The sequence below is a fragment of the Salsipaludibacter albus genome (genome assembly GCF_019798055.1).
Taxonomy (GTDB): domain Bacteria; phylum Actinomycetota; class Nitriliruptoria; order Nitriliruptorales; family Nitriliruptoraceae; genus Salsipaludibacter; species Salsipaludibacter albus.
The window spans coordinates 1-26,648 of record NZ_JAHOPH010000012.1; the positions used below are offsets into that span (position 1 = coordinate 1).

At 71.1% G+C, this 26,648-nt stretch carries 27 protein-coding genes and 1 pseudogene; 13 read left to right on the plus strand and 15 right to left on the minus strand.

Features of this window, described 5'->3' with window-relative positions:
* The 4 genes and pseudogenes from KR546_RS09075 to KR546_RS09090 form a co-directional block, all read left to right on the plus strand.
* A pseudogene (locus KR546_RS09075) lies at window positions 1-1,497 on the plus strand (hypothetical protein); the annotation flags it as partial.
* Window positions 1,498-2,313, plus strand: a complete 816-nt coding sequence (locus KR546_RS09080; protein ID WP_238444391.1) for a hypothetical protein — start codon at window positions 1,498-1,500, stop codon at window positions 2,311-2,313.
* A 259-nt stretch (window positions 2,314-2,572) separates the two neighbouring features.
* On the plus strand, window positions 2,573-3,022 hold the full coding sequence (locus tag KR546_RS09085) for a hypothetical protein (RefSeq protein ID WP_238444392.1): 450 nt from the start codon (window positions 2,573-2,575) through the stop codon (window positions 3,020-3,022).
* Window positions 3,023-3,112: 90 nt separating this feature from the next.
* Window positions 3,113-4,621 (plus strand): alkaline phosphatase family protein, encoded by a 1,509-nt coding sequence (locus KR546_RS09090; RefSeq protein WP_238444393.1) that lies wholly within the window; start codon window positions 3,113-3,115, stop codon window positions 4,619-4,621.
* Here KR546_RS09090 and KR546_RS09095 read toward each other — a convergent pair.
* From KR546_RS09095 to KR546_RS09155, 13 genes are all read right to left on the minus strand, one after another.
* Entirely contained in the window at window positions 4,590-5,405 is an 816-nt protein-coding gene (locus KR546_RS09095; protein ID WP_238444394.1) for a GNAT family N-acetyltransferase, read from the minus strand. The two genes, KR546_RS09090 and KR546_RS09095, sit on opposite strands and share 32 nt — an antisense overlap.
* Window positions 5,402-6,982 (minus strand): aromatic amino acid ammonia-lyase, encoded by a 1,581-nt coding sequence (locus KR546_RS09100; protein WP_238444395.1) that lies wholly within the window; start codon window positions 6,980-6,982, stop codon window positions 5,402-5,404. Before KR546_RS09100 ends, KR546_RS09095 begins: the two co-directional genes overlap by 4 nt.
* A 119-nt stretch (window positions 6,983-7,101) precedes the next feature.
* Window positions 7,102-7,551 (minus strand): VOC family protein, encoded by a 450-nt coding sequence (locus KR546_RS09105; RefSeq protein ID WP_238444396.1) that lies wholly within the window; start codon window positions 7,549-7,551, stop codon window positions 7,102-7,104.
* A gap of 257 nt (window positions 7,552-7,808) precedes the next feature.
* Complete coding sequence (mnhG, locus tag KR546_RS09110) at window positions 7,809-8,159, minus strand: monovalent cation/H(+) antiporter subunit G (RefSeq protein ID WP_238444397.1); 351 nt, start codon at window positions 8,157-8,159, stop codon at window positions 7,809-7,811.
* Window positions 8,156-8,419, minus strand: a complete 264-nt coding sequence (locus KR546_RS09115; RefSeq protein ID WP_238444398.1) for an MrpF/PhaF family protein — start codon at window positions 8,417-8,419, stop codon at window positions 8,156-8,158. Before KR546_RS09115 ends, mnhG begins: the two co-directional genes overlap by 4 nt.
* Entirely contained in the window at window positions 8,416-8,985 is a 570-nt protein-coding gene (locus KR546_RS09120) for a Na+/H+ antiporter subunit E (protein WP_238444399.1), read from the minus strand. The genes KR546_RS09115 and KR546_RS09120 overlap by 4 nt, the downstream gene beginning before the upstream one ends.
* Window positions 8,982-10,472 carry a proton-conducting transporter transmembrane domain-containing protein gene (locus KR546_RS09125; protein ID WP_238444400.1) on the minus strand — a complete coding sequence of 497 codons (1,491 nt, stop codon included), beginning with the start codon at window positions 10,470-10,472 and terminating at the stop codon, window positions 8,982-8,984. Before KR546_RS09125 ends, KR546_RS09120 begins: the two co-directional genes overlap by 4 nt.
* Complete coding sequence (locus tag KR546_RS09130) at window positions 10,469-10,918, minus strand: Na(+)/H(+) antiporter subunit C (protein ID WP_238444401.1); 450 nt, start codon at window positions 10,916-10,918, stop codon at window positions 10,469-10,471. The genes KR546_RS09125 and KR546_RS09130 overlap by 4 nt, the downstream gene beginning before the upstream one ends.
* Window positions 10,915-11,445 carry an MnhB domain-containing protein gene (locus KR546_RS09135; protein ID WP_238444402.1) on the minus strand — a complete coding sequence of 177 codons (531 nt, stop codon included), beginning with the start codon at window positions 11,443-11,445 and terminating at the stop codon, window positions 10,915-10,917. Before KR546_RS09135 ends, KR546_RS09130 begins: the two co-directional genes overlap by 4 nt.
* Entirely contained in the window at window positions 11,442-13,772 is a 2,331-nt protein-coding gene (gene mbhE, locus KR546_RS09140; RefSeq protein WP_238444403.1) for a hydrogen gas-evolving membrane-bound hydrogenase subunit E, read from the minus strand. The genes KR546_RS09135 and mbhE overlap by 4 nt, the downstream gene beginning before the upstream one ends.
* Window positions 13,772-14,422, minus strand: a complete 651-nt coding sequence (locus KR546_RS09145) for a hypothetical protein (RefSeq protein ID WP_238444404.1) — start codon at window positions 14,420-14,422, stop codon at window positions 13,772-13,774. Before KR546_RS09145 ends, mbhE begins: the two co-directional genes overlap by 1 nt.
* A complete protein-coding gene (locus KR546_RS09150; RefSeq protein WP_238444405.1) occupies window positions 14,419-16,287 on the minus strand; it encodes a cation:proton antiporter domain-containing protein in 1,869 nt (622 codons plus the stop codon). Before KR546_RS09150 ends, KR546_RS09145 begins: the two co-directional genes overlap by 4 nt.
* Complete coding sequence (locus KR546_RS09155; protein WP_238444406.1) at window positions 16,284-16,592, minus strand: hypothetical protein; 309 nt, start codon at window positions 16,590-16,592, stop codon at window positions 16,284-16,286. Before KR546_RS09155 ends, KR546_RS09150 begins: the two co-directional genes overlap by 4 nt.
* Window positions 16,593-16,856: 264 nt before the next feature.
* On the opposite strand from KR546_RS09155, the gene KR546_RS09160 reads away from it, so the two are divergent.
* Both KR546_RS09160 and KR546_RS09165 read left to right on the plus strand, forming a co-directional pair.
* Window positions 16,857-17,537: a response regulator transcription factor gene (locus KR546_RS09160; RefSeq protein WP_238444407.1), complete on the plus strand. Its 681-nt coding sequence runs from the start codon at window positions 16,857-16,859 to the stop codon at window positions 17,535-17,537.
* Entirely contained in the window at window positions 17,534-18,877 is a 1,344-nt protein-coding gene (locus KR546_RS09165; RefSeq protein WP_238444408.1) for a HAMP domain-containing sensor histidine kinase, read from the plus strand. The genes KR546_RS09160 and KR546_RS09165 overlap by 4 nt, the downstream gene beginning before the upstream one ends.
* A gap of 16 nt (window positions 18,878-18,893) precedes the next feature.
* On the opposite strand, the gene KR546_RS09170 is transcribed toward KR546_RS09165, so the two are convergent.
* Complete coding sequence (locus KR546_RS09170) at window positions 18,894-19,592, minus strand: VOC family protein (RefSeq protein WP_238444409.1); 699 nt, start codon at window positions 19,590-19,592, stop codon at window positions 18,894-18,896.
* A 21-nt stretch (window positions 19,593-19,613) separates the two neighbouring features.
* Complete coding sequence (locus KR546_RS09175; protein ID WP_238444410.1) at window positions 19,614-20,198, minus strand: TetR family transcriptional regulator C-terminal domain-containing protein; 585 nt, start codon at window positions 20,196-20,198, stop codon at window positions 19,614-19,616.
* A 23-nt stretch (window positions 20,199-20,221) separates the two neighbouring features.
* Here KR546_RS09175 and KR546_RS09180 point away from each other — a divergent pair, with 23 nt between their 5' ends.
* The 7 genes from KR546_RS09180 (at window position 20,222) to KR546_RS09210 (ending at window position 26,587) form a co-directional block, all read left to right on the plus strand.
* Window positions 20,222-20,821: an alpha/beta fold hydrolase gene (locus KR546_RS09180; RefSeq protein WP_238444411.1), complete on the plus strand. Its 600-nt coding sequence runs from the start codon at window positions 20,222-20,224 to the stop codon at window positions 20,819-20,821.
* A 492-nt stretch (window positions 20,822-21,313) separates the two neighbouring features.
* A complete protein-coding gene (locus KR546_RS09185; RefSeq protein WP_238444412.1) occupies window positions 21,314-21,790 on the plus strand; it encodes a hypothetical protein in 477 nt (158 codons plus the stop codon).
* 34 nt (window positions 21,791-21,824) lie between these two features.
* A complete protein-coding gene (locus KR546_RS09190) occupies window positions 21,825-23,192 on the plus strand; it encodes a TrkH family potassium uptake protein (protein ID WP_238444413.1) in 1,368 nt (455 codons plus the stop codon).
* Complete coding sequence (locus KR546_RS09195) at window positions 23,192-23,848, plus strand: potassium channel family protein (RefSeq protein ID WP_274387867.1); 657 nt, start codon at window positions 23,192-23,194, stop codon at window positions 23,846-23,848. Before KR546_RS09190 ends, KR546_RS09195 begins: the two co-directional genes overlap by 1 nt.
* Before the next feature lie 11 nt (window positions 23,849-23,859).
* Complete coding sequence (locus KR546_RS09200) at window positions 23,860-24,705, plus strand: hypothetical protein (protein WP_238444414.1); 846 nt, start codon at window positions 23,860-23,862, stop codon at window positions 24,703-24,705.
* Window positions 24,702-25,889 carry a sensor histidine kinase gene (locus tag KR546_RS09205; protein ID WP_238444415.1) on the plus strand — a complete coding sequence of 396 codons (1,188 nt, stop codon included), beginning with the start codon at window positions 24,702-24,704 and terminating at the stop codon, window positions 25,887-25,889. The genes KR546_RS09200 and KR546_RS09205 overlap by 4 nt, the downstream gene beginning before the upstream one ends.
* Window positions 25,886-26,587, plus strand: a complete 702-nt coding sequence (locus KR546_RS09210) for a response regulator (RefSeq protein ID WP_238444416.1) — start codon at window positions 25,886-25,888, stop codon at window positions 26,585-26,587. The genes KR546_RS09205 and KR546_RS09210 overlap by 4 nt, the downstream gene beginning before the upstream one ends.
* Window positions 26,588-26,648: the final 61 nt, after the last annotated feature.

Below are 26,648 nucleotides of genomic sequence, written 5' to 3' on the forward strand. Positions count from 1 at the left end.
GTCGTCATCGGTGTCGTGGTCGCGGCACTCGTGCTGGCGGGAGCCGGCTGGGCCGCCGTCGCGCTGCTCGGGGGCGACCAGGAGCCGGTCGCGGCCCCGACCCCGGCGCCGACGATCGAGCCACCGGCGCCGACGGCACCACCCACCGAGGTGCCGAGCGAGGCGCCGTCGACCCCCGACAGCCTCGAGGACCTGTTCGGCGAGGGCGGGCTCGACGACCTGCTCGGCGAGGGTGGACTGGACGACCTGCTCGGCGAGGGCGGGCTGGACGACCTGCTCGGCGGGCAGTTCGACGCGGAGCTGCTGGCCTGCCTCGCTCCACCGGACGCGTCGTCCCCGTCACTGGACGGCACGCCGTTGCCGGACGACCAGGAAGAGGCCATCCGCACCATCGGTGAGCAGGTCGCCGCGCTGCGGGGGTTGTCGTTCACCGAGGAGGTCGACCTCGAGCTGCTGTCGGACGCCGAGCTGGCCGAGCGCGTGACCGAGGTGACCGAGGAGGACTACCCGGTGGAGGCCAGCGACGTCGACCAGGCGATCCTGTCGGCGCTGGGCCAGGTCGACCCCGACCTCGACCTCCGGGCCACCTTCGGCGAGCTGCTGTCCGAGCAGGTGGCCGGGTTCTACGACCCCGAGACCGGCGAGCTGGTGGCGTCCGGATCCGAGGACCTGGCCCCCCAGGACCGGGTCATCGTCGCCCATGAGCTCGACCATGCCCTGACCGACCAGGCACTGGGCCTGCCCGCGCTCGACGAGGAGGACGACCTCGACGCCGTCCTGGCGCGACAGGGGCTGGTCGAGGGGGACGCGTCGGTGCTCATGCAGCAGTGGGCCGCGTCCCACCTGTCGCTGACCGACCAGCTGTCGATGGCGGTGCCGCAGGCCGACACCCAGGCGCTCGAGCAGGCGCCGTACGTGCTCCAGCAGCAGTTGCTGTACCCCTACACCGCCGGCATGTCGTTCGTGTGCGCCCAGTACAACCAGGGTGGCTGGGACGCCGTGGACGCGATGTACGACGACCTGCCCACCACCACGGCCCAGGTGTTGTGGCCCGAGCGGTACGCGGCCGGCGAGGAGGCTGTCGACGTCCCGGCGGTCCGGCTGCCCGGAGGTGACGAGCTGCGCGCCACGACCTGGGGTGCGGCCGACCTGCTGTGGTTGCTGCAGGCTCCGGGGGACGACCCGTCGGCCGGGCTGGCCGGTGCCGAGGAACTGGCTGCGGACTGGGCCGGGGGCTCGCTGACCGCCTGGGAGACCGACGCCGGCACGACGGTCACCCTGCAGGTGGCGCAACAGGCCGGCGGCGCGCTGTGCGGGACCATGGACCGGTGGTACGAGGCAGCGTTCCCCTCGACGTCGACGACCGACCCGACCGGCGGTGAGCAGGCCGCCTGGGACGGCGACGGACGCGCGGCCAGCCTGGCCTGTGACGATGACCTGGTCACGATGACGGTCGGCCCGGACCTGGCCAGCGTCCGCGCGGTGGAGGCTGGCTGAGTGGTGTCGGGCGACCTGCTGGACAACGGGGCACCCGAGGTGCTGGTGCTGCGTGACACCGACGCCACCCTCGACACCGATCGCCTGGTCCTGCCCGGTGGCGGGTCCGCGGACGTCTTCGCCGAGGACGACCAGACCCTTGTGCAGGTGACGGCGGGACACCCCGACGGCGTCGAGATCCTGCGCAGCGTGCTCACGTCGCCGGCCCTGCAGGTGCATGGCGACGTGCTCGACGTCGTCGTGGTCGGGGGTGGCGGCTGGGACCGCTGGGTCCTGTCGGGCGACCTCGAGCACCGGTGGCTGTTCAGCCGGCACTGGGAGCACCGGCCCGACACGGCCGCCGTGGTGACGGTGGTGGGCCACTCCCCCGGCGACGACGAGACCACGCCGCGCGGGGCGCCCACGGCAGGACCGGCCCTGGCCACGGCGACCCGGCTCGTCCACGACACGGTCGGACCTCCCGGCACGCTGCACGTCGTGACCCTGGTCACACGGCGTGGTGGGCCGGTCGCCGGCGGAGTGAGCGACCGCCGACCCGACCCGGGGGTGGTGGGTGCGGCGCTGGACGAGTCCGACGTCGTCGTGGCGTCGTGGGGGCCGGTCGAGCAGGGGATGTCGGACGCGGTGGCCGACACCGTCGAGGAGTTGCGCGTCCGCCGTGACGAGGGGACCCGGGTGCTGGTCCGATCCGTGGACGGGACGATCGAGACGTCCGGCACGCCGCCGCAGCCCGGCAACGCGCCGACCGTGGGCCGCGACACCCGGCTCGTCGATGCCCCCGCCGAGTGGCTGTGGGGCGGCGAGCTGGTGAGCTGATTCGGGAAGTTCTTCCGACGCACGGCCCACCATTCACCAGCACGGACACGGATCCATTTCGAACGATCTGCACCACCTATTGACATTCGCCATCCCTACGATGCATGATGCATTTCTCGGCGGCAGTTCGGTTGTTCGGGGGATCGGTGTTCGCCAGTCGGCTACCGGGACTCGAGCCGTTGCTGTTGGCACAGGCCGGTGTGCTCCAGCAACGGGGAACGCAGCACCATCCCCTCACATCGAACTCGGAGCCACAATCATGACCACGCAAGCACCGGAAGCACCAACCGGTTCCTTCAAGGAACACCTCGAGGAACAGTCGATCGCGGCCACGGCGACTGCTGCCGGGACCGCCCAGAAGGTCGAGCTCTTCGCCAAGGGCGCCTCGATCGGGTGGCTCGGACAGGACGGCGGACAGTGGTGCGTCGTCACCGGACCGGAGGCCGCCGTGCGGCTCGAACCGTACGTGTGGAGCGGCGTGCTGTACTACCGCAACGCCGACGACACGTCGCGCTACCTCTCCGTCAGCGACGGGTACCACTACGTCGGGTTCTACAACTGGATCGGGGCGCGGGGCTGGACAAAGACCGGCAACGTGCTGACCTCGCTGTACTCCAATGAGCAATTGTCGTACTGGTCCAGTGACAACGGCTACGTCTACGCGAACACGGGCAGTGGATACACGCCGCTCACGGTCGAGTTCCACTAGACCGACGCGCCACGCCGTCCGGAACCGGTGGCTCGCCGGGACCGGACGGCGTCGCACGACCCCGTCGACAGCGCCCGACCGGAGGCTGCCATGAAGGACAAGATCGACCACGTCGTCGTCCTGATGCTCGAGAACCGTTCGCTCGACAACGTGCTCGGGTGGCTCTACGACGACGACGATCCGTCGTGCCAGCCCAGCCAGTTCCTTGGTGCCGACACCACGCCGACCTTCGCGGGGTTGCAGACCGGGCCGCACACCAACCAGTACGACGGGCGGGCCATCCCCGCCACGCGGGGCACCTCCGGGGACTCGGGCCACTCCTGGGTGTCTGCCCAGCCGCTCCGGGTGCCCGGCATGGACCCACACGAGACCTACGCCCACGTGAACCGACAACTGTTCGGCTCGCCGGACGACCCGACCACGACCAATCCCCCGCCGGGCACGCCGGCAGCCATGGCCGGGTTCGCCGAGGACTACGACGCCGTCTACGAGACGTGGGAACAGCTCGACCAGGTCATGGAGGCCTACTCACCGGAGCAGCTGCCGATCCTGAACGGCCTCGCGAGGGCCTACGCGGTCAGTGACGCCTGGCACTCGTCCGTGCCCACCCAGACGAACCCGAATCGTGCGTTCTCGCTGTGCGGGACCTCCCTGGGCCGGGTCGACAACAACTCGCTCGACGCCGTCGAGCAGTTCCCGGCGCCGACCATCTTCAACTGCCTGCCGTCCGGGACGTCCTGGGGGATCTACTTCCACGACGTGTGGCAGGACGGGCAGTGCTACACCCAGTACACCTTCCCCCGCATCTCCGACGTCCTCGACGACGGCGAGATCGCCTCGATCGACACGTTCTACGACAAGGCCCGCGCCGGGACCCTCCCCCGCCTGACCTGGCTCGAGCCGTCGTGGGGCTATGGCCTGGGCGCCTTCGACGGCTCGGGTTTCCATTGTGGCTCGGTGGCCGGCAAGCGCTTCGGGGCGCAGGGCAACGACTACCACCCCCCGACCTGGGTGGGGCCCGGGGAGGCGTTCGTCAACGACGTCTACGAGGCCCTGGCCGCCGATGCCGACGCCTGGCAGCGCACGCTGCTGGTGATCACCTTCGACGAGCACGGGGGGACCTACGACCACGTCGACCCGGGTTGGGGCGCGGTCCCGCCGGACGACCACCGGAGCCCGGACGGCTTCGGCTTCGACCGCTACGGGGTCCGCGTCCCGACCCTGCTGGTGTCACCCTGGGTCCAGGCACGGACCGTGTTTCGTTCCCCCAGCGCCACGTCGAAGTACGACCACACGTCGCTGCTGGCGACGCTGCTGGACTGGTGCGGGGTCGCGCCCGCGTCGGCCGGGCTGGGTGCCCGGGTCGCCGCGGCCCCCACCTTCGACGCTGTCCTGGCGGATCGACCACGCAGTGACGTGCCCCGCTTCGTCGTCCCGGACGGCTACGCCCAGCAGGGGGCGGACTGTCGCGTGCCGGGCGAGCGACAGCGCCTGCCAGTGGGTGTCATGCGTGCCCTGGTCGCGGACAGCGCGACCCCCGAGGACCTGGAGGCACGCATGGAGGCGCTCATCGCGGTGCCGTCGACCCGGGATCCGTGAGCACGCGCATCCAGGGCGTGGTCGTCGTGACGGCGACGAGCCCGTGGCCCTCCAGGATGGGACGCGAGTCCGCGCTCGAGTCGCTCTGGAGCAGGCGCTTGCCCAGCCGCAGTGCGGACGCGGCCCGTGCCGCCGTCAGCGCCCGGTAGATCCCGCGGTGACGCCACTGCGCCACGGTCGAGCCGCCCCAGATCCCGGCGAAGTCGGTGTCCTGGACCGGCTCCAGCCGCCCGGCACCCACGACGTCGCCGTCGTGTTCGGCGACCCACAGTTCCATGCCGTCGTCGAGTGACTGGCGGTGGAGCAGCGCGGTCATCATGTTCTCGACGTCGACGTCGCCGAACACGTCGCGTTGCATCTCGGCCATGCGACGCACGTCGTGCTCGGCGTGGATCCTGCGCAGCGTGACCCCGCTGGGCAGGGGCACGTCGACGGCGAGCGCGCTCGCCTCCCCGATCATGACGGTCTCGGGATCGTCCGCCACGAACCCGTGCTCGACGAGGGCGTCCTCGAGACCCGGGGCGTCGTCGTGGCCACAGGCCTTCCACTCCACCTCGCGGATGTCCGGGTCGACCCGGTAGTGCTCGAGGACCTGGCCGACCCAGCGCCGGATCGTGGCGGCGTCCGCACCGTCGAGACCCCGGTAGCTCACCCAGCCCTCGTGCCACGGATAGGTCACCAGGTGGAGGGGGCCGAGGCGCGTCACCGCGACGGCGCTCGGGGCGACCGTGCGCAGCTGGGCGTCGTAGGCCGCCAGCAGGTCGGCCGGATCGGAGCGGGTCATGGCGGTCCGGCGTCGTCGTCGGGTGCGAGCAGTGCATCGGCGTGGTCGTCGGGTGCGAGCAGTGCATCGGCGTGCTGGTGGAGCAGGTCCGACGTGCGCCGGTGGACGTCCTGCGGGCTGGTGCCAATCGGGATGTCCTGCAGCTCCTGGACGACCAGTCCGACCAGCCGGCCCGTGCCCCGGCCGGGCTGGCGCGGCGGCGGTCCCGGGCCACGGCCGGCCACGGCGATCAGCAGTTCGACGACCAGGAGGTCGTGCAGGATGGCGGTCGCCTCCGACGTCCGGTCGAGGGCCTCGGCAAGGTTGGTGGCGTGGTCCTCCACGGCCAGGTCGAGCGACGGGACGTCGAGCGTCACCGGGTTGGCGAGGTGTCGGAGTCGGGTGTAGGCGGCCGCCGCGGGATAGCGCAGCGCCAGGCCGGCCAGCACGGGTGGCGCACCTCCCCCGTTCGGCGGGCCCGGCGTGCCCGAGGCGTCCGGACCGAACGAGCTGACGGCGGCGTCCCACAGGTGGCCCATGCGGCGCTCGGCGAGCAGGCCGACGTGGCACAGCGCCACCCGCATGGACTCGGCGGCGAGTGCGAGGTTCATGGGCTGGAAGTTGCCGTTGGAGATGATCCGCTGGCTCGGCAGGTCGACCAACGGGTTGTCCGACGGGGCGTTGAGCTCGGCGAGCACCGCGTCGGCCAGGAGGTCCACGGTGTCCCGACACGCACCGTGCACCTGCGGGACGACCCGGAAGCTCAGCGGGTCCTGCACCGACATCCCGTCGGTCGGCGGTTCCCCGCCACGCAGCGCCGACCGGATGGCGCCCGCGGTGGTCTCCATCCCACGACCGGCCCCGGCGCGCGCGACCGCCGGCTCGACGATCGAGGGGTTGGCGCCGAAGGTCTCCATCGAGGTCGCGACCACGAGGTCGGCCAGCCCGACCACCCGCTCGACGTCCCCGACGAGCAGGGCACCGTGCCCGACCGCCACGGCGTTGGACGACATCAGTGCCAGGCCGTCCTTCGGCTCCAGGGACACGGGCTCCAGACCGGCGTCCTCCAGTGCCGTCCCGGCGTCGACCGCACGTCCGTCGACGTCGACCGTGCCCCGGCCGAGCAGTGCCAGTCCGACCGACGCGAGCTGTCCCAGGTCGCCCGAGCCGACCGACCCCGACGAGAGGATCACCGGGTGGATGCCGTGGTCGAGCAGGTCGGCCAGCGCGCGGGCGACGCCGGGCGAGACCCCGGCCCCGCCACGGGCGAATCCGTTCAGTCGCACCACCATCGCGGCACGCACCCGCGCCGGCGGCAGGGGCTCGCCGGTCGCGCCCACGTTCATCTCGAGCAGCATCGGCTGCATCGACGCCAGGGCCTCGGCCGGCAGGGCCTGGTCACGGGCATGGCCCACGCCCGTGGTGACCCCGTACACCAGGTCACCGCGCGCCACGGCGTCGTCGACGACCTGGCGGCTGCCCCGCATGCCGTCCACCACGTCCTCGTGCAGCGTGACCCGCGCCCCGGCGGCAACTGCCGCCACGTCGGCCAGTGTCATCGCCTCGGCCGTGATCTCCACCGTCTCGACGTCGCCCACGATCCATCTCCCCACCATGCGCGGATCACGCGAACACCGCGTCGTCCTCGATCCGCCGACCGTGACCATACAGCGCAACAGTCTGCGCGATCCGGTCACGGTCGCCATCCCGTCGTGGCTCACGTGGGAGCGTCGTCGGGGCCGTCGAGATCGGTGAAGAGGGTCAGCTGCGTCCCCTCTGGGTCGCGCAGCCGGGCGTTGCGGGAGTCCCAGGGCGTGCGGGTCGGTGGTGCCACGAGCCTGGCACCAGCCTCGACCAGGCGCCGGGTCGTGTCGTCGCTGTCGGGCACGGCGAACGCGACCCGGACCCTGTCGGGGACCCGCCGGCCCACCTCGACCTCGTCGATGAACTCGGCGTAGGGATCGTCGTTGAGCTCGAGGGTGGCGCGGCCTGCCGCGAGGATCGTCACGTGCCCACCGCGCTCCTCGTGGTGCGCCAACTCCTCGAGGCCGAGCTGGTCGCGGTAGAACGCGACCGCCCGGGCGTGGTCGTCGACGGTGAGCACCAGTCGCAACTCGGTGACCGGGCCGCCGGGTGGCGTGGTGGTCGAGGTGTCCGCGTCAGGCATGGTCGGAAGCCGTTCGTGTCGATTGGTGGCCAGGGCAGGTCGGCCGGGACGTCGAGACGGCACCGGCCGCGCTGTCGTCGGCATGCGCCTCGAGCAGCAACACCGCCACGACGTGCGCCACCACATCGTGCCGCGTGGCGTGGTCTCCGTCAGGATCTCCCATGGGCCTGGGGCGGTTGGACACCTGGAGGTCAGGACGCGGGGGCACGCAGCACGCTCACCATGCTCGCCACGATCGTCGCGCGCCGTCGTGACCCTCAGTCGGGCCGAGAACCCGTGGTGTCGACCGCGTCACGCAACTCGTCGACCAGCGTCTGTTCGGACAGCTCGGTACCGGCCCGGTAGGCCGCTCGCCCGACCAGGTGTGATCCCACGGGTGCGGTCAGGGTCTGCAGGATCACGACCAGGACCAGCTTGGCGCGGCTGCCCGGATCGGGCACGACGAGCGCAGCCCCCAGCAGCACCAGCGCCAGTCCGAGGGTCGCGGGCTTGGTGGCGGCATGCATGCGGGCGAAGACGTCGGGGAACCGCTGCAGGCCGATCGTCGCGACGACTGCCAGCACGCACCCGACGGTCATCATGGTCCCGGCCAGCACGTCCAGGATCATCGGGCACCTCGGCGTTCGATGAACCGGGCAACCAGGGCCGTGCCCGTGAAGCCCAGCAGCGAGGCGACCACCATGACGTCGAGGAAGATCCCGGACCCGGAACGCACGGCACCGATGGCGATCCCGCACACGACCACGACCAGCATCGTGTCCAGGGCGACGATGCGGTCGGCCAGCGAGTCGCCCCGGAGCAGGCGCACCAGGCACAGGGCTGCCGACACCGCCAACAGCCCCAGCAGGACGCTCGTGAGCAGGATCATCGCGGGCTCCTCGTGTTCAGTGGGTCGACGTCGGGGCCGAACGGGGACGGTGACTCGACGGCGAAGGTGGCACGGGCCAGGCGCTCGAGGTGCTGGACGTCGGATCGGACGTCCTCGAGGGCACGCAGGTGGAGGACGTGCACGTAGACCGTGGGCGGGTCCCGACGAACCTCCAGCGTCAGGGTCCCCGGTGTCAACGAGATCGCGTTGGCGATCAGCGTGACCAGGCCGGGTGCGGTGGTGCCGAGCGGCACGGCGACGATGCCCTCGTTGATGTCGTTGGTCGGCGTGACCACCTCCCAGGCCACGACCGCGCTCGCCCGCACCAGGGCCCACACGAACCAGGTGAAGAACCGCAGCGCGGCGAGCGGGCGCACGGCGAGGTCGCCCGATCGCCGCGCGATCGGCACGAGCCACAACGTCCCCAGCCCCACCACGGTGCCCCACACGACGTTGGCGATGCTGATGTCTCCCCACAGGGCACACCACACGACCACGCACCAGCCCACGGCGACTGCTGCGCGGCTCCGGACGGAGGTGGAGGTCCCTGCATCGCCGTCGGTCATCGCAGCACGGCCTGGACGTAGGCGCCGCGTTCGAGCAGCACCGACGCCGCCCGCTCGCTGAAGTCGTACAGCGGTCCTGCCGCGACGACGAAGGCCAGGGAGACCGTGACCAGGATGGCGGTCGCGACCGTCATCGGTGCCGCCACGACATGCTCACGGTCGAGGCTGACCGCGGCGCGGGCCGGGTCACCCCAGAACACGCCGTTCCAGATCTTGGTCATCGAGAACAGCGTCAGGAGGCCGACCGCCAGCGAGACCCCGGTGACGACCCACTGCTCGGCAGCGAACCCCGATTGGGCCAGCGACAGCTTGGCCACGAACCCGGAGAACGGGGGGATGCCGGCCAGGCTGAGCGCCGGGAGGAGGAACAGGACCGCCAGCACCGGGGCCGTGTGCATCGCACCGCCGAGTCGGTCGAGCGCACCCGTGCCGGCTCGCTCCTCGACGATGCCGCCGACCAGGAACAGCGTCGTCTTGACGACGATGTGGTGCACGACGTACAGCACCGCACCGGCGATCCCGGCCAACGTGAACAGGCCGAGGCCGAAGATCATGTAGCCGATCTGGCTGACGATGTGGAAGGACAGGATGCGCTTGATGTCGTTCTGCGCGATCGCCCCGACCACTCCGACCGTCATCGTCAGGGCGGCGAGTACCAGCAGGGCGATCGACACCTCGCCACCGGTCGGGAACAGCAGGGTCTGCGTGCGGATGATCGCGTAGACCCCCACCTTGGTCAGCAGGCCCGCGAACAGCGCGGTGACGGGTGACGGGGCCGTCGGGTAGGAGTCCGGCAGCCACTGGAACAGGGGGAAGATCGCCGCCTTGACCCCGAACACGACCAGCAGCAGCAGCCCCAGCGCCGTGCGGATTCCGGTCGGAACCTGGTCCATGGCCACGGCCAACGCCGCGAGGTTGACCTCCCCGGTCGCCGCGTACACCAGCCCGATGGCGGTGATGAACAGGGTCGAGGCCAGCAGGCCGATCACGACGTAGGTCATCCCGTGGCGGACCTGGTCCCGCGAGCCGCCGAGCGTGATCAGGACGTAGGAGGCCACCAGCATGACCTCGAAGGCGACGAACAGGTTGAACAGGTCGGCGGTGAGGAACGAGGCCGCGACGCCGGCGGCGAGCACGAGGTACAGCGGGTGGAAGGCCGGGGCCTGCTCCTTGGTCCGCTGGCTGCCGATCGCGTAGACCATCACCGTCCACAGCATCAGGCTGGACACCACGAGCATGATCGCGCCCAGGGGGTCGGCGGCGAGCACGATGCCCACGGCGGGATCCACCGCCCCCACCCGGACGCTGACCACGGAGCCGTCCCAGACGCTCGCCACCACCACGATCGACAGGACCTGCATCGTCGCCAGGACCACCAGGCTGACCGTCCGCTGGAGCACCAGCGGACGACCCAGCAGCAACAGCGAGACCGCGGCAGCCCCCAGCGGGAGGCCGACGAGCAGGGGAAGGGCGACGTCCGGACTCATCCGTCGCCTCCCGGCCCGACGCCGACCTCGTGCTGGTCCGCGATCTCCCCATGCGCCGCCTCGCGGGTCTCGCGGCGGGCACGATCCTGGTCGAGGCGACGGACCGCGGCCGCCAGGCGACGGTCCTCGAGATCGTCCTCGACGGTGTCGTCGCGTCGCTGCCGCCAACTGCGGTAGGCCATTGCCAGGAGGAACCCGCTGACCCCGAAGGTGATCACGATGGCGGTCAGTGCCAGCGCCTGCGGAAGCGGATCCGACGTCGTGGCGGGATCCGCCCCCGCGATCGGCACGCCACCCGCGCGTCCGCCGGCGGTCAGCAGCAGCAGGTTGGCCCCGTGGCCCAGGATGGCCAGCCCGATCACGATGCGGGTCAGCGACCGTTGCATCAGCAGCCAGGCGCCGATGGTGTACAGCGCGCCGATGGTGCAGGCCAGGACCAGGATCATGACGCCACCCCACGTCGGGTGTCGACGTCGTCCGCGTCACGATCGGCCGCCGCACCCAGGGAGCGCAGCAGGCCCAGCACCAGCCCGATGACCACCAGGTCGACCCCCACGTCGAACACCAGCGCCGAGGTGGCGTTGACCGTGCCCAACACCGGGATCTCCAGCGTGGCCTTCGCGCCGTACAGGAACGCCCCGCCGAAGATCCATCCCGCGGCGCCACTCGCGAACGCCAGCAACAGCCCCGCGCCCAGCAGGACGTGCTCCTCCAGCGGCAGGACCCGATCGACCTCGGCAGCGCCACCCGCCACGTAGCGCAGGACCAGCGCGGTCCCGATGACCAGGCCACTGACGAAGCCGCCACCCGGTGCGTTGTGGCCGGCGAACAGCAGGAAGAGCCCGAACAGCACGGCCGTGCGGAACACCAGGTCGAGCACGACGTCTAGGATGACGCTCCGCCGCGGGGAGTTCGCGTCGGGGCCCGCTGGGGGGCCGGTGGGACGATGGACCGGTCCGGTCGGCGGGATCATGGGCCGACCTCCCCACGCTCGTCCGGCTCGACGGGGGTCCGGACCATCAGGGCGATGCCGATGGCCGCCACCACCAGCACGGTGATCTCGCCGAGGGTGTCGAGCGCCCGGAAGTCGGTCAGGATGACGTTGACGACGTTGCGGCCACCGCCCTCGGGCAGGGAACGCTCGAGGAAGTCGGCCGCGGCCGTGCCCTGGCGATTCGCCGCTGCGGCGACCAGGGTGAACACGGCGACGAAGATCCCGGTCCCCAGCGAGACCACCACGCGCAGGGGCCGTCCGAAGCGCCAGGGGGTCGACTCGAAGCGTTCGGGCAGCCGGCGCAGCACGAGCACGAACATCGCCAGGGACAGGGTCTCCACCAGCAGCTGGGTCAGTGCGAGGTCGGGTGCCCCCTGGACCACGAACAGCACGGCCATCCCGTAGCCCACCGCCCCCAGCAGCAACACGGCCGAGAGACGGCGACGAACGCGGGCTGCGCCGATCGCCGCGCCGACCACGATGGCGGTGATCGCGACCTGCAGGCCCGACTCCGCCACGACCAGGCCCTCCGGAAGCGCCAGGTTGCGCAGGACCGCGACGCCGGGCAACAGCAGGACCGTGGAGAGCACGACGGCGCCGTACAACGGGAGCGAGCCGGGCTGCACGACGGCCGTGATGCGGTCCGCCCAGGCCAGCAGGCCACGCAGGGATCCGCGGTAGACGTCCTCCATGTCGGGCACGCGTGCGGTCACGACGGCGACACGCCGGACGGAGCCGGGCCAGCGCCACACCACCCAGCCACCCACCAGGGCGACGGACGACAGCAGCAGTGGCAGCCCGAACCCGTGCCACAACCGCAGGTGGATGTCGGCGGCCTCCGGGCCGACCAGGGCCGTGGTCGCCCCGACCACCAGCGCGTCCGCGGGGGCGACCCAGACGCCGAAGGCCACCGTCAGGATCGTGAGCACCACGGCCGGCCCCTCGAACCCGGGTGCGGGGCGAGCCACCTCGCGGGGTTCGACGACGTCGTCGTCCACCTCGTCCGGTCCCTTGGTCGCCAGCGATCCCCAGACCAGGCGCAGCGCGTAGGCCGCCGTGAGGACCGACCCCACGACGACCACCGCGGTCATGGCAGGACCCCCGAAGCCGACGTGGAGGGTCGACTCGAGCGCCGCTTCCTTCGCGATGAAGCCGAACAGCGGGATCACGCCGGCCATCGAGGCGGCGGCGACCAGCAGCGCCAGCGCCGTGGTCGGCATCCGGCGTGCGATCCCGGTGAGCCGGCGCAGGTCCCGGGTGCCGGCCTGGTGGTCGATGACGCCCACGGCCAGGAACAGGGTCGCCTTGAACAGTGCGTGTGCCAGCAACAGGGTCGCACCCGCGTGCACGAGCTCGGGATCGCCATGGCCGACGAGCAGCACGATGAAGCCCAGCTGGGACACCGTGCCGTACGCCAGCAGCTCCTTGAGGTCGGTCGCCCGCAGTGCGCGCCAGCCTCCCAGCAGCATCGTCACGCCACCGAGCCCCACCACGACCGGCGCCCACCAGCCCACGACCGGACCGATGGCCGGCGCGAACCGTGCCAGGACGTAGATCCCGGCCTTGACCATGGTCGCCGAGTGCAGGTAGGCGGACACGGGCGTCGGGGCCGACATCGCCCCCGGCAGCCAGAAGTGGACCGGGACCTGGGCAGACTTCGTCGCCGCGCCCAGCACGACCAGCGCGAACCCGGCCTGGGCGGCCGGGTCCGTGGGCGCGACGACCAGGATCCCCGTCAGCGACGTCGTGCCGGCCGAGCCCGCCACCAACAGCAGCCCCCCGAGCAGGGCCAGCCCACCGGCGCCCGTGACCAGCAACGCCTGCAGGGCCGACGCCCTGGCCTCGGCGCGGTGGTCGTCGAACCCGATCAGGAGGTAGGACGTGATGGAGGTGAGCTCCCAGGCCACGAACAGGACCAGGACGTTGTCGGTGCTGGTGAGCAGCAGCATCGCGCCGGCGAAGAGGACCAGCATCGAGGCGAACAGTCCGAGGTCGTCCCGAGGGGCGAAGTAGCGGGTCGCGTAGACCATGACCAGCAGGCCGATGCCCGCGATCAGCCACCAGAACAGGATCCCGAACCCGTCCAGCACCAGGTCGAACTGCAACCCGATCGACGGCACCCACGAGACGGACGTGGCCAGCGCCCCGGAGCCAAGCAGGCCGAGGGCGTGGGCCACGAGCAGGACGACGGCCGCCAGCGGTCCGCACGCGACCAGCAGCAGGACACGACGGCCGAGCCGACGGCCGGACAGCCCAGCGGCCAGTGCGAGGAGTCCGTGCAGGACCAGGACCGCCACGACCGCCATCAGCGTGGCCCCGTGGTCGACGGGGCCAGCACGACGGGCAACCGCAGGGCATCGCTCACGCGCTCGATCCCCCATTCGTCGATCGCGCCGGTCACGACCACCAGGTCGTGCCGGCGATCGACGAAGCGACGAAGCCCCTGCTCGAGGGTGCCCGGCAGCAACACCCGTCCCGGCGGGGGCTCGTGCAGGAACGTGGCCGCAGCGGCGAGTCGCCGGGCCGCAGCCATGCGCACCGGGTCGTCGTCCGGTCGCTCGGCGGTCTGGAAGTCGATGGTCGTGACGACGGTGACCGCACCGATCGGGCCCAGTCGATCGAGCAGCGCACTCGCGTCGGCCGCGTCGTGGCCGTCGCCGAGGACCACCACGACCACGTGGGCCCCGCGCCGTGCGGTGGGGGTGCGACAGAGCTCGATGGGTCGTGCGGCCGGCTCACGATGGCGGACGTAGTCCAGGGCCAGCGGCACGAACAACGGACCGAAGACCAACGCCAGCCCCAGCAACGACCGCAGGTCGTGCCCACGACGGTGCAGGACCACCGCCGCGGTGACCCCACTGCCGACCCACGCAAGCACCCCCAGCACGACCCACGAGACCGTGCCGACGACGGCGACCAGCTGGACGTGCCCCGTCTCGACGAACGACGACGTCACGTCGGCGTCGCCTCCGGCATCCGCTCGGCCAGGGTCTGGGTCGAGGCGGGCGCCTGGCGGGACAACAGCCGGACACGATCACCGGGGCGGAGTTCGTCGACCAGCGGGAACGGGATCACCTGGTCCTCCCGGAGCACCGCCAGGGGAAGACCCGACCGGCCACTGCGCAACCGCTGCAGCATGCCGTCCGGCTCGTCGACGCCGACCGTCGTCAGGGCCGCCTGGCCGTCGTCCAGCCAGCGTCCCCACCGCTCGACGTCGACCGGGGCGTCGAACAACGGGCCGGCGCTGCGCGTGGCCAACAGGCGGTCGGTCGAGCCGTTGGTGTCCCCTGCCGAGGCGATGCGGATCTCCGGCACCCCGAAGTCGTCCTGGGCGATGTCGGCGACGAGGACGTTGACCTCCGTGTTCGGGGTCATCGCCACGAGCAGGCCGGCCTCGTCGGCTCGGGCGCGGCGCAGGCTGTCGGGATCGAGGGCATCTCCCGTGACCGCCCGCAGGCCCGCCTGCCGACACTGTGCGGTGCGGTGCGGATTCGCGTCGAGCACCCACACGTCCCGGTCGCCGGACAGGGCCTCTGCCCAGGCCCGGGCCACGGGTCCGGCCCCCACGATGGTCACGCCCCGACGCTTCGTCCCGGCCTCGGCGAGTTCGCCGTGCCGGCGGAGCCACTCGACGCCAGTCTTGAGCATGACCGGGACCGTCGCCGTGGTCAGGATGGCCATGAGGACCAGGACGGTGAAGACCTCGGTGGTGATGAGGCCCCGCTCGAGGCCGATCCCGGCGACGATGATCTCGACCGCTCCGCGGCCGTTCATCGCCGCACCGGCGACGATGCCCTCGCGCCAGCCGTACCCGGTGGGCAGGTAGAACAGCGCGGTCCCGAGGATCTTGCCGAGGGTCGCCGCGACGACGATCACGGTGAGCAGGAGCCAGTTGTCGAGGGCGGCCGTGAGGGAGATCTCGAACCCCGCCGTGACGAAGAACACCGGCGCGAGGATCCCGATCGAGACGCGGCCGACCAGGTTCGACACGTCCCGGAAGTCGCGACGTCCGAGGACGTCGCGGCGCATCACCATGCCGGCGACGAACGCACCGAGGATGGGGTGCAGGCCCAGCAGGCCGGCCGCGGCCGACAGGCCGAGACCGACCAGGACGAACACCGACAGCGCGTAGCCGGTGCCGTCGAGGCCCCACCGCTTCCTGGCCCAGGCCGAGACGCGTGGGACGACCAGGCCGGCCACGATCGCGATCACGACGAACAGGACCACCTGGGCCCCGACCGTGGCGATCGCGCCGACGTCGGCCCCACCGTCCTCCAGGGACAGGACCCCGGCGAAGATCACGAGCGTGGCCGTGTCCGACAGCAGGGCACCCGCCATCAGCACGTAGGCCAGTCGCGTGCCGAACAGACGCAGGTCGGCGAGGATCCGCGACTTCGTGGTCAGGGACGTGACCCCGACGGCGGCCCCGACGAAGATCGCGGCGATCACCGAGAAGCCGAACGCCAGCATTGCCGCGAACCCCAGGACGAACGGGACCACGAAGCCACCGATCGCGGCGAGCAAGCCGGCCTTCGACGCCCGTTTCAGGTCGTCGAAGTCGATCTCGGTCCCGATGTAGAGCATCATCAGGATGATCCCGAGCTCGCCGATCTCGGCCAACCCAGCACCGTCGGACAGCAGGCCCAGCAGCGGCGGCCCCAGCACGATCCCGGCCAGGAGCTCACCGAGGACGGACGGATAGCCCATGCGCACGGCCACGCTTCCGGCCAGCCAGGCGGCTGCGAGCACGAGCGCGAGCGCGACCAGGTCGACGGGCCCGTGGGCGACGTCGCCAGCGGCGGCGGCGAGCATGACGGTCATGCGGTCTCCTGGTTCTGGCGCCGGGACGTTCGTGGGCGCGTGGGTGGGAGGGAGGGGTCGAGCCGGACGTTGAGCCTGACGAGCACCGCCACGGCGCCCGTGGACAGGACCAACCGCAGCCAGCCCGGGCCCACCAGCACGCACCCGACGAGCAGGACGACGGCGATCGCGAGCCAGGTCCCGACCACGACGTGGTCATGGTGGGCCCCCGGCAGTGCGGTCCGGTCCGCTGGTCGTTCGCTGCCCGTGCCCAGGGACGTGGGCGGTCGGACCTGCGGCGGGTGGCCGCATGCGGAGCGCTGCATGGTGCGGGGCGCACCGGTGTGGCGGCCGGACCTTCCACGTGCGCCGACGGTGTCGTGGCGGCGAGGTGCGTGGTTGGTGCCCGGACACGATGGGATGGAGGGCCAACGGCTCGCGGTCATGGCCCCAGCGTCTTCGACGGTGGCTGATGGACCCCTGAAGCCCTGCTGAAGAAGGCCTGAAGATCAGGCTCCGGCACGTCGAGGCGATCGCTGGGACGTCGCCCGCAGGGATAGTCTCGCGACTCGCTCCCAGGAGACGTCAGCATGTCTGCCACGTCGCCGCGCATCCTGTTCGTGGAGGACGACGCCGCGGTGCGAGCCGCCGTGACGGCGGCGCTGCGCGGCGACGGCTACCTCGTGCGCGCACAGCCCGACGGGCGCGACATCGACAGCGCGATCGCGGACCTGCATCCCGACCTGGCGATCCTCGACATCCGGCTGCAGGTCGGACCCGACGGCCTCGCACTGGCTCGTCGGCTCCGCCACGGCAGCGACATGCCCATGATCTTCCTGACCGCGGCCGATGAACTGGACGATCGGCTGGCCGGTTTCGACGTCGGGGCGGACGACTACCTGACCAAGCCGTTCTCGGTCGTCGAGTTGCTGGCCAGGGTCCGGGCACTCCTGCGCCGGTCCGGGTCGCTGGAGTCCGACACGTGGGAGGTCGAGGACCTGGTCGTGAACGAGTCCGGCCGATCAGTGCGTCGTGGCGACCGCCCCCTCGAGCTCACGCCGACCGAGTTCGACCTGTTGTCCGCGCTGGGCCGTCGACGCGGGCGGGTGACCTCCAAGGAGCACTTGCTGATGGCGGTGTGGCAGTTCGACTCCTACGACCCCAACCTGGTCGAGGTCCACATCTCGGCGTTGCGGCGCAAGCTCGAGGAGGACGGCGCACCGCGACTGGTGCACACGGTGCGAGGGGCGGGTTACGTTCTTCGGCCGTGATCAAGACGCCCTCACTGCGCAACAGGATGACGGCCACCACCGTGGCCGTGGTGGCCGTCGTGGTCGTCGCCCTCGACGCCTTCGTGTACCTCTCGCTGGCCGAGCGCCTCGACGAGATCCTCGACCAGGTGCTCCAGGCCCGGACCCAGGCGGCGAGCCAGGTGGTCCGCGCGGATCCACCGATCAGCTCGCTGGTGACGGAGTTGTCCGACGCGGGCGTGCCGGCCGTGGTCCGCTTCCCCGACGGCCGAGTCGTGCGCACCGAGGACGGGGACCGGCTGTTCGACCGACTGCCACCCGCCCCGGAGGCAGCGTCGGCCCTGCAGGACAGCGAGGTCCTGACCCTCGACGACGGCACCGAGATCGAGGTGCTGGTGTCGCGGGGCGGGGCCAACGCCACGTTGCGCCGTGTCCTGGTGCTCGAGACCATCGGGAGCCTGGTCGCGATCGTGCTCGCGATCGTGGTCCTCAACCGCGCCGCACGGGTCGTGACCCGACCCGTGGACCGGATCGTGGACGTGGCCGACCAGATCGCCGATGGCCGGACCGACCTGCGCCTCGAACCGTCGGACCCCTCGACCGAGGTCGGGCGCATGGCCGCCGCGATGGATCGCGTGGTCGCAGCCCTGGAGGAGGCTCTCGAGACGGCTCGCCGGGAGGAACGACGCAGTCGGGACTTCCTGGCCGACGCCGCACACCAGCTCCGAACGCCCGTGGCCGGCCTGCGGGCAACTGCCGAGACGGTGCTCACCTCGGCATCACCGGACGAGCGCGAGGAGCTGCTGGAGAACGTGGCTCGCGAGGCTGATCGCATCGGTCGCCTCGTCAACTCGCTGCTGGCGATGGCGCGCCTGGACCGTCCGGAGCAGGTGGACCAACGCCCCGTCGACCTGGTGGACGTCCTCACCACCGAGGTCGCCCACCAACTGTCCCTGGCCCCAGGACTGGCCGTCGACCTCGACGCGACTCGGCCGTCCATGACCGTCGTCGGCGACGACATGTGGCTGCGGGCCGCGCTCGGCAACCTCCTCGACAATGCCCGTCGTCATGCTCGCCACCGGGTCGACGTCGCCGTGCGCGAGGTCGGCGCCACGACCACCGTGACGATCCACGACGACGGCCCCGGTGTCCCCGCAGGTCGTGAAGACCACGTCTTCGGGCGTTTCGTGTCGCTCGACGGGGACGGGTCCGGACTCGGCCTTCCGATCGCGCGGGCCATCGCCCAGGCACACGAGGGAACACTGGAGCTGGTCGACGGCCGGTTCGAGCTCTCCCTGCCGACCGACGGCAGCTCGCGCCCCCGTTCGCTCCCCCGCGCCGAGACCACCACGGCGTCGTGACGGATCCGGCTCGTCATCAGGTCCCGGTGATCGTGAACTCGTTGTCGTCCGGGTCGGTGAGTTCCACGACGTCGTCCCCCTCGATGCGTCGCCGGGCACCCAACGAGACCAGTCGCTCGACCTCGCGGGCCATCGTGTCCCTGCTGATCACGAGGTCGAACCGCTGCTCGTTGCGGCCGACCTTGTCGACCACGGGTGGGCCGCCCCACGCGACCTTGGTGCCGCCGAGCGGCGACTGGATCGCCGTCTCCTCGTCCTGGTCCCACACCAGGCCCCACCCGAGCGCGTCCCGCCAGAAGTGTCCGACCGACCGCGTGCCGTCACAGGCGACCTCGCCCAGGAAGCCGCAGCCCGCCAGGTAGCCGTTGCCTGCCTCGATGACGCAGAACGGGTTGCCCTCGGGGTCAGCGACGACGACGTGGTCCTCCTCCGGCAACTGCCCGACATCGAGGGGCCGGCCACCGAGCTCCAGCGCCCGGGCCACGGTGCGGTCCTGGTCGTCGGGACGCGCACTGGTGAGGTGGAGGTGCAGCTGCCGGCCCCGGCGACGCGCCGACCCGCGCACGAACCGCAGCCCGACCTGGGTCTCGTCCCCCGCGAGCATGACGCCGTCCAGCGCCCGGACAGCCCTGCGCCCCAGCAGCGCTGCCCAGAACTCCGCCACCCGGGCAGGCTCCCGCGCCTCGAACACCACGCTGCGCAACGTCAGTCCCATGCCGCCAGCCTAGGATCCCTGTCAGACGGTGCCAGTACGTCGGATCCGTTCGAGGTGCGTGCGGAGCACCTCCAGTGCCTGTGGCGCGGAGGTCTGTTCCAGCAGGATGCCCATCGACAGTCCGAGAACGAGCGCGAGGAGTCCACGGGCTTCGATTCCGGGATCGATGTCGGGCGCCAGGGCGTGGGTTGCCGCCATCTCGGACAGTTCGGTGGCCAGGACGTCGATCAGGGCGTGGCCGTTGGCGAACGCATCGGCTCGGCGCAGGACCGGGTCGGCCATCGCGGCGGACGCGAAGTGCAGGTAGACCTGCATGGCTGCCCGGGAGTCGGGGTCCTGGGGCAGGAATGCCTCGAGGATCGTGGCGAGCCGGTCGAACGGTCCGGCGTCGGCTCCGAGCGTGTCGAGCTGTTGGGCGATCCGGACCGCGACCTTCGCCGAGGTGTGGTCCAGCGTGAGGAGGGTGGTGTGGCGACGAGCATCGGTGGCTTCAAGACCGACCGGCTCCGGGTCGAGTACGAGGAGGTCTACGACCGCATCCTCGAACGGGACTGGCCAGTGCCCCACGAGGAACTGGACCTCGAGACGAGCTTCGGGGCGACGCATGTCCGGGCGGCAGGTCGGTGCAAATGGAACCGGTGACCTCGGCCGAGGATCTCGTTGTGTGGCTGGACGAGGTCGTGGACGGGCTCGGGCTGGACCGCCTGCACCTGCTTGGCTACTCCGAAGGCGGGTGGATCGCCGGCAGCCACGCGGCCCTGTCCACCCACCGCGATCGTCTGGCCAGTGTGACGCTCGTCGGAGCCGCCGGTGCGATCGAACGCATCCCCACTGGCTTCCTCGTCGCCATGGTCGGACGCGCGATGGTCGCCTCGCGTGACCGCACCGCGGCGCTGGCCAGGTTCAACCGGTGGCTGAACGGTGACGTGGACCTGACGCCAGCACAGGTCGAGTTGCTCGAGGTCTCCATGGGCACCTATCGGCAGCGGCTACCCCGACCCGACCGTCTCGGTGACGACCAACTCCGACACATCACCGCCCCGACGCTGCTGATGATGGCCCGGGACACCAAACTCTACGACCCCGCAACCGTGGCGGAACGCGCCCAACGGCTCCTCCCCGACGTCACCATCGACATCACCCCCGACGCCGGCCACGGCCTGCTGTTCCAGTACCCGGGCGATCTCACCGCCCGCATCAACGACTTCCTCGCCGCACACGACACCTAACGGCGGTCCTGACGCCACGTGCCAGAGCGACGACGTCGCCGCCGGAGGAGATCGGCGGTTCTCCGATGGTCGGCCCCTGCGATGTCCGATGGTGGTCCGTCTCGCCTCTGAGCGACAATTCGCGTGGCGCCCCGTATGGCGCTGTCGCTGAAAGGCGAGACGGACCACCTCCTTCCACCAGCCGTCGGCCAGCCTCGCGGGGGTTGATGACCGACGTGGCCATGACGCTCCTCCCGTGGGGCCGACGGCGATCACCGTGGGGGTCGTGGAGACGGCGACGGTCGAGATGAGCGGCAGCGGTCATTCCGTGACCTCAACGTTTCCTCAACATCTGGGCTGGTAGCGGGAATCGACGACGGGGCGACTCGATTGCGGACGTACCGTGGCGCGGTGATGTCGATCGGTGCTGACTCGGGTGGCCGTGACCGTGATCCGCGTGCGGGCACGGTGGTGACCGGGCGTTGCCGGGGGGGCAGGGCCGGCTGGCGTTGCATGTTCGCCTTGGTGCTGGTCGCCAGCCTGGCAGTTCTGGGCTGTGCCGGGGGGAGTGCTCGTCCCACCGTGCAGGACTGGGTGGTGACGTGGACCGATGCGCAGTCGTTGGTCCCCCGACGGGCCTCGCTGGAGGACCCGCTCGACGACGAACGGTGTTCGCGGGTGTTGGTGTCGTTGCGGGAGGTCCGCGACCGGTTGGTCCCGTCGCCGGACGAGTTGGTGGATTCTGCTGCGCGGGCGTGGTTGGCCCAGGCCGAGCACATGTTCTTCGAGTGCTTCTCCGCTGCTTCGTCGGACAGGCCGGCCGTGGCGTATGCCACGTTGGAGCGGCTGCGCCACCAGGTCGACGAGGCGCTGGCAAGTGCGGCCAGCTCGCTGGGTGATCCTGCGGTCGGGGACCGCCAGGTCGACGGCCGGTCGGTGGTCGCGGTGACGGCTGCCCGGGGGGATGGTGGTGGCCGTGTCGTCGGATGACCCTGCCTGGCTGCGTGGTCGGCCATCGTCTCGGGTGGGTGGCACCGAGCGGGTGGGCGTCCTGCCGGTGTTCCTGCGTGGGCCGATCACGCCTGCCCAGTTCCTGGCGCTGTCGTTCGCCGGGTTGATCGCCCTCGGTACCGCGTTGCTGTGGTTGCCGGTCTCGCATGCGAGCGGGGACATCGGCGGACTGGATGCGTGGTTCACGGCGACCAGCGCAGTGTGTGTGACCGGGCTGGTCGTGGTCGACACCGGCACGGCGTGGAGCCCGTTCGGCCAGGTCGTGATCCTGTTGTTGTTCCAGCTGGGCGGGCTCGGGTTGTTGACCTTCGGGACCGTGCTGGCGGTGGCGACCGGTCGCCGCCTCGGGGTCGGGCAGCGCCTGCGGCTGCAGGAACAGGTCCGGGCGTTCGACCTGGGCAGCCTCGGCCGGCTGTTGCGGGCGATCACGCTCATCGTGGTCGGGGCCGAAACGGCCGGTGCGATCCTGCTGTACGTGCGGATGGCACCGGTCGAGGGTCCCGGGCGGGGCGCGTGGTATGCCGTGTTCCACTCGGTGAGTGCGTTCAACAACGCGGGGTTCTCGCTGTATCCGGACAGCCTGGTCCGCTATGTCGACGACCCGGTCGTGACCCTGTCGACCATCGCGCTGGTGGTGGTGGGTGGGCTCGGGTTCGTGGTGCTGGTCAACCTGCATGGCCGATTCCGTGGGCCGGGCCGGGTCAGGTTGACCCTGCACACCCGGATGGTGCTGTCCATGACGGCGTTCCTCGTGGTGGCGGCCATGGCGGTGCTGTTGGTGTTCGAGTGGAACAACCCGAACACCCTCGGGAGCCTGACGGTGGGTGACCGGCTGCTCGCGTCGGCCTTCCAGGCCGTGACGCCGCGCACGGCCGGGTTCAACACGCTGGACTATGCCGCCATGGTGCCGGCCAGCCTGGTCGTGACCATCCTGTTGATGTTCATCGGTGGCAACCCCGGCTCGACGGCGGGCGGGATCAAGACGGTCACGTTCCACGTGCTGGTGCTGGGGGTGTGGAGCGTGATCCGTGGCCGTCACGAGACCTCCGTGTTCGGTCGGCGGATCGACCATCGCACCGTGCAGCGCGCCAGCGCCATCGTCACCGGGGCGGTGCTGTTGGGCGGCGCGGCCGTGACCGTCCTGGCGCTGGTCGAGCCCGACATCCCGTTCCTGGCGCTGCTGTTCGAGGCCGTGTCCGCGCTGGGTACGGTCGGGCTGTCCCTGGGTGTCACCGATGACCTGACCGGGCCCGGCAGGGTCGTGATCATCGCCCTTATGTACCTGGGCAGGATCGGGTTCCTGACCTTCGCGCTGGCCCTGGTCGAACAGCAACGACGCCGGCCACACCGGTTCCTGGCCGAAGAGGTGGTGATCGGCTGATGCCAAGCCAGTTCCTGGTCATCGGGACCGGCCGGTTCGGGTCGTCCATCGCCAGCGCCCTGTACGACTTCGGGCACGAGGTCGTGGCCATCGACGAGGACGAACATGCCCTCGAACCGGTCATGCAGCAGGTGACCCATGCAGTCGTCATGGACGCCACGGACGAAGAAGCGCTCCGCAAGCTGGGCATCGGCGGATTCGACACCGTGATCGTGGCGATCGGTGAGAACCTCGAGGCAAGCATCCTGGCGACGGTTGCCGTGCGCGCGGCCGGGGCGCGCTACGTGATCAGCAAGGCCGACGGCCAACTGACTGCACGAGTGCTGGCGGCCGTGGGTGCCGACGAGGTCGTGCGTCCCGAACACGACATGGGGCGACGGCTGGCCCGCCAGCTCGCCAGCCCGGCCCAGGTGTCGGCCCTCGAGCTGGGTCCCGACCACACGATCGTCGAGCTCGAGACCAACGAATCGATGATGGGGACCCTTGCTGACCTGCGCCTGCCATCACGCTTCGGCGTCCAGGTCATCGCCGTGCACCGAGAGGACGAACTGCTGGTGAACCCCGGCGCGGACTTCGAGGTGTACCTGCGCGACCGGCTCGTGGTCCTCGGACGCAACGACGAGATCGCCGCGCTGCGCGATCTCCTGGCCGAGTAGGAGGCGACCCAATGCCCAACTGGCGGCTGCACCCGTCCTACGCCACCGTGACCTGCCTGTTGCTGCTGTTCGGCGGCCTGGTGATCGACCTCAACACCGACCGTGCCCTGGTCGTGGCGATCATCTACGCCATCCCGATCGCGCTGTCCGGGCTCGTGGTGTCACGCACCCTGACCTGGTGGTGCATCGCGCTGGCCCTGCTGGCCAACATCGGCGCCGGCTACGGCAACGCGATCTCGTCGGGCGGCATGGACGCCGTCACCATCCTCAACCGGGTGCTCGCGGCCGTGTCGTTCCTGCTCGTGGGGCTCATGACCCTGCTGCTCGAGGCCACGTCCGAAGAGGTCGAGGAGCTGGCCGATGCCGAGCAGGACAGCGTCCGTGAACGCCAACTGCGCCAGTTCCTCGTCGACCTGTCGGGTCCACTGGAACCCGAAGAGGTGATGTCACGCAGCGTCGTGGAGCTTCGCAAGCTCCTCGAGGCCGACGCCGTGGTGATCACCGCACTGGACGGCGACCGCTTCGCCGAGCCGCGCTGGGCCGCCCCGGTGCGGACCGACCTCGCAGCCACCGGCACCACGGCGTCCTGGGCGGTCGACGCGCTGCCGATCACCCGCAACCCCGTGATCGGCGTGCGGTCCGACCAGGGCATGATGAGCGTCGGGCGGTGGCGATGCGACACCGCCGCGGACCTGGTCGTGCTGGCCGCACGACCGCGGCGACGGTGGGCCGCGCGACTGCTCGGCGATGCACTGACCGTGCTGGTCCCGATCCGCGACCGCGCCCTGGAACTCCAGCGGGCCCGTGCCGGCAACGCCGCACCTCACGGCGCTCCATCCTCCACGGACCGCCCGTGATCTCCGGACGGGCGGCGGGCACCGACGGCACGCCCAACGGTCGTGTGACGACGGCCATGGCACGGCGAGCAGCCGACCGTGCGGAGGACGGCGCCGAGACGCCGCCGGGACGTCCGGACTGGTTGACATCGTCGGCTCGGACGTGGTGGGGCCTGGCGGTCGCGTTCGTGCTCCCGGTGGTGTTCGCGCTCGTGCTGATGCCGTTCCGCGACACCGTCGAGGGCGCCGTGTTCGGGCTGCTGATGCTGGTTCCGACGACGCTTGCAGCCGCGATCGGCGGACCCGTTCCTGCCGCGGTCGCGGTCGTCGTCGGCAGTACCGCCCACAACCTGATGTTCACCCAGCCCTACATGACGCTGCGGGTCGCCGACACCACCGACGTGACCGGGCTGGTCGTCCACATCGTGGTCGCGGTCGTGGTGTCGCTGGTGGTCGTGCGCGAACAACGTGCCGCCCGCCGTGCGGAGACCCGTGAGGAAGCCGCCGCCCGGGTCCGCCTGCTCGAAGAAGTCGACCGCGTTCGCACGGCGATCCTGGGTGCGGTGTCCCACGACCTGCGCACGCCACTGGCCGCGATCGCGGCCGCCGGATCCGAACTGCAGGCCAGCGACGTCGCGTTCAGCGACGACGACCGTGCCGTGCTGGCAGCCACGATCACCGAACAGGCACGACGGCTCGACCGGACCGTCGCCAACCTGCTCGACGCCGGACGTCTCGAGGCCGGCCAGGTGGACGTGCAGTCCGAGGCCGTCGACGTCCGCGACCTCGTCGAGGAATGTCTGGCAGGCGTGCCCGATGCCACCACCCACCGGGTCACCGTCGAGGTGCAACCCGGCACGCCGCCCCTGTGGGTCGACCCGGTCCTCATCGAGTCGGCCCTGCGCAACCTGGTCGACAATGCCCTGCGTCACTCCCCACCCGACCACCCCGTGGAGGTCTCGGCGTTTCCGGCCGGCGGCGGAGTCGCCCTCACGGTCCGCGATCACGGACCCGGGCTGCCACCGACCGACGACGACCACCTGTTCGACGCGTTCCAGACACGCCGAGACGGCGGGATCGGCCTGGGCCTGGCCATCTGCGCCGGGTTCGTGGCGGCCCACGGTGGCAGCATCGACGTCGTCACCGGACCGGACGGATCCTGCTTCGAGCTGGTCCTGCCGGCGGTCCCGGAGCCAGACGAATGACCATCCGCGTCCTGGTGGTCGACGACGACGACGCCATCCGGCGCGTCGTGGGCACGGGCCTGCGAGCCCGCGGCTACGACGTCGCCGAGGCAGCATCGGCCGAGGCCGGCCTGTCGGCCATCGCCAAGGTGAGCCCGGACTTGGTGATCCTCGACCTGGGTCTGCCCGACGGCGACGGCATCGACGTCTGCGCGACGATGCGCGAGTTCTCGACCGCACCAGTCATCGTGCTGTCGGTCGAACGAACCGACCACCGCAAGATCGAGGCCCTCGACGCCGGCGCGGACGACTTCGTCACCAAGCCCTTCTCGATGGGGGAACTGCTGGCCCGGATGCGCGCCGCGCTGCGACGCACCGAGGTGCCCGACTCGGACCCGGTGATCGAGGTCGGGCCACTCACGGTCGACCGCGGCGCGCGCCGGGTCACGGTCGGCCGACGAGACGTCGACCTCACCGACACCGAGTATCGCGTGCTGGTGGCGCTGGCAGAACACCCCGGCCGGGTCCTGACCCACACCATGCTGCTCGACAGGGTCTGGGGACCGGGCTACGCCCGCGACCTGCACTACCTCCGCGTCTACGTCAGCCGATTGCGCCGCAAGCTCGAACACGACCCGTCCGCCCCCGAGCTGATCGTGACCGTCCCACGCGCCGGGTACCGACTCGAGATCCTCGACGCCCCGGAGGGCGGTGGCTGACCGGGCCGTGCGGCCCGGTGACCTCGACACCGCGTTGACGGGACGTTGAGTGATCTCGCCA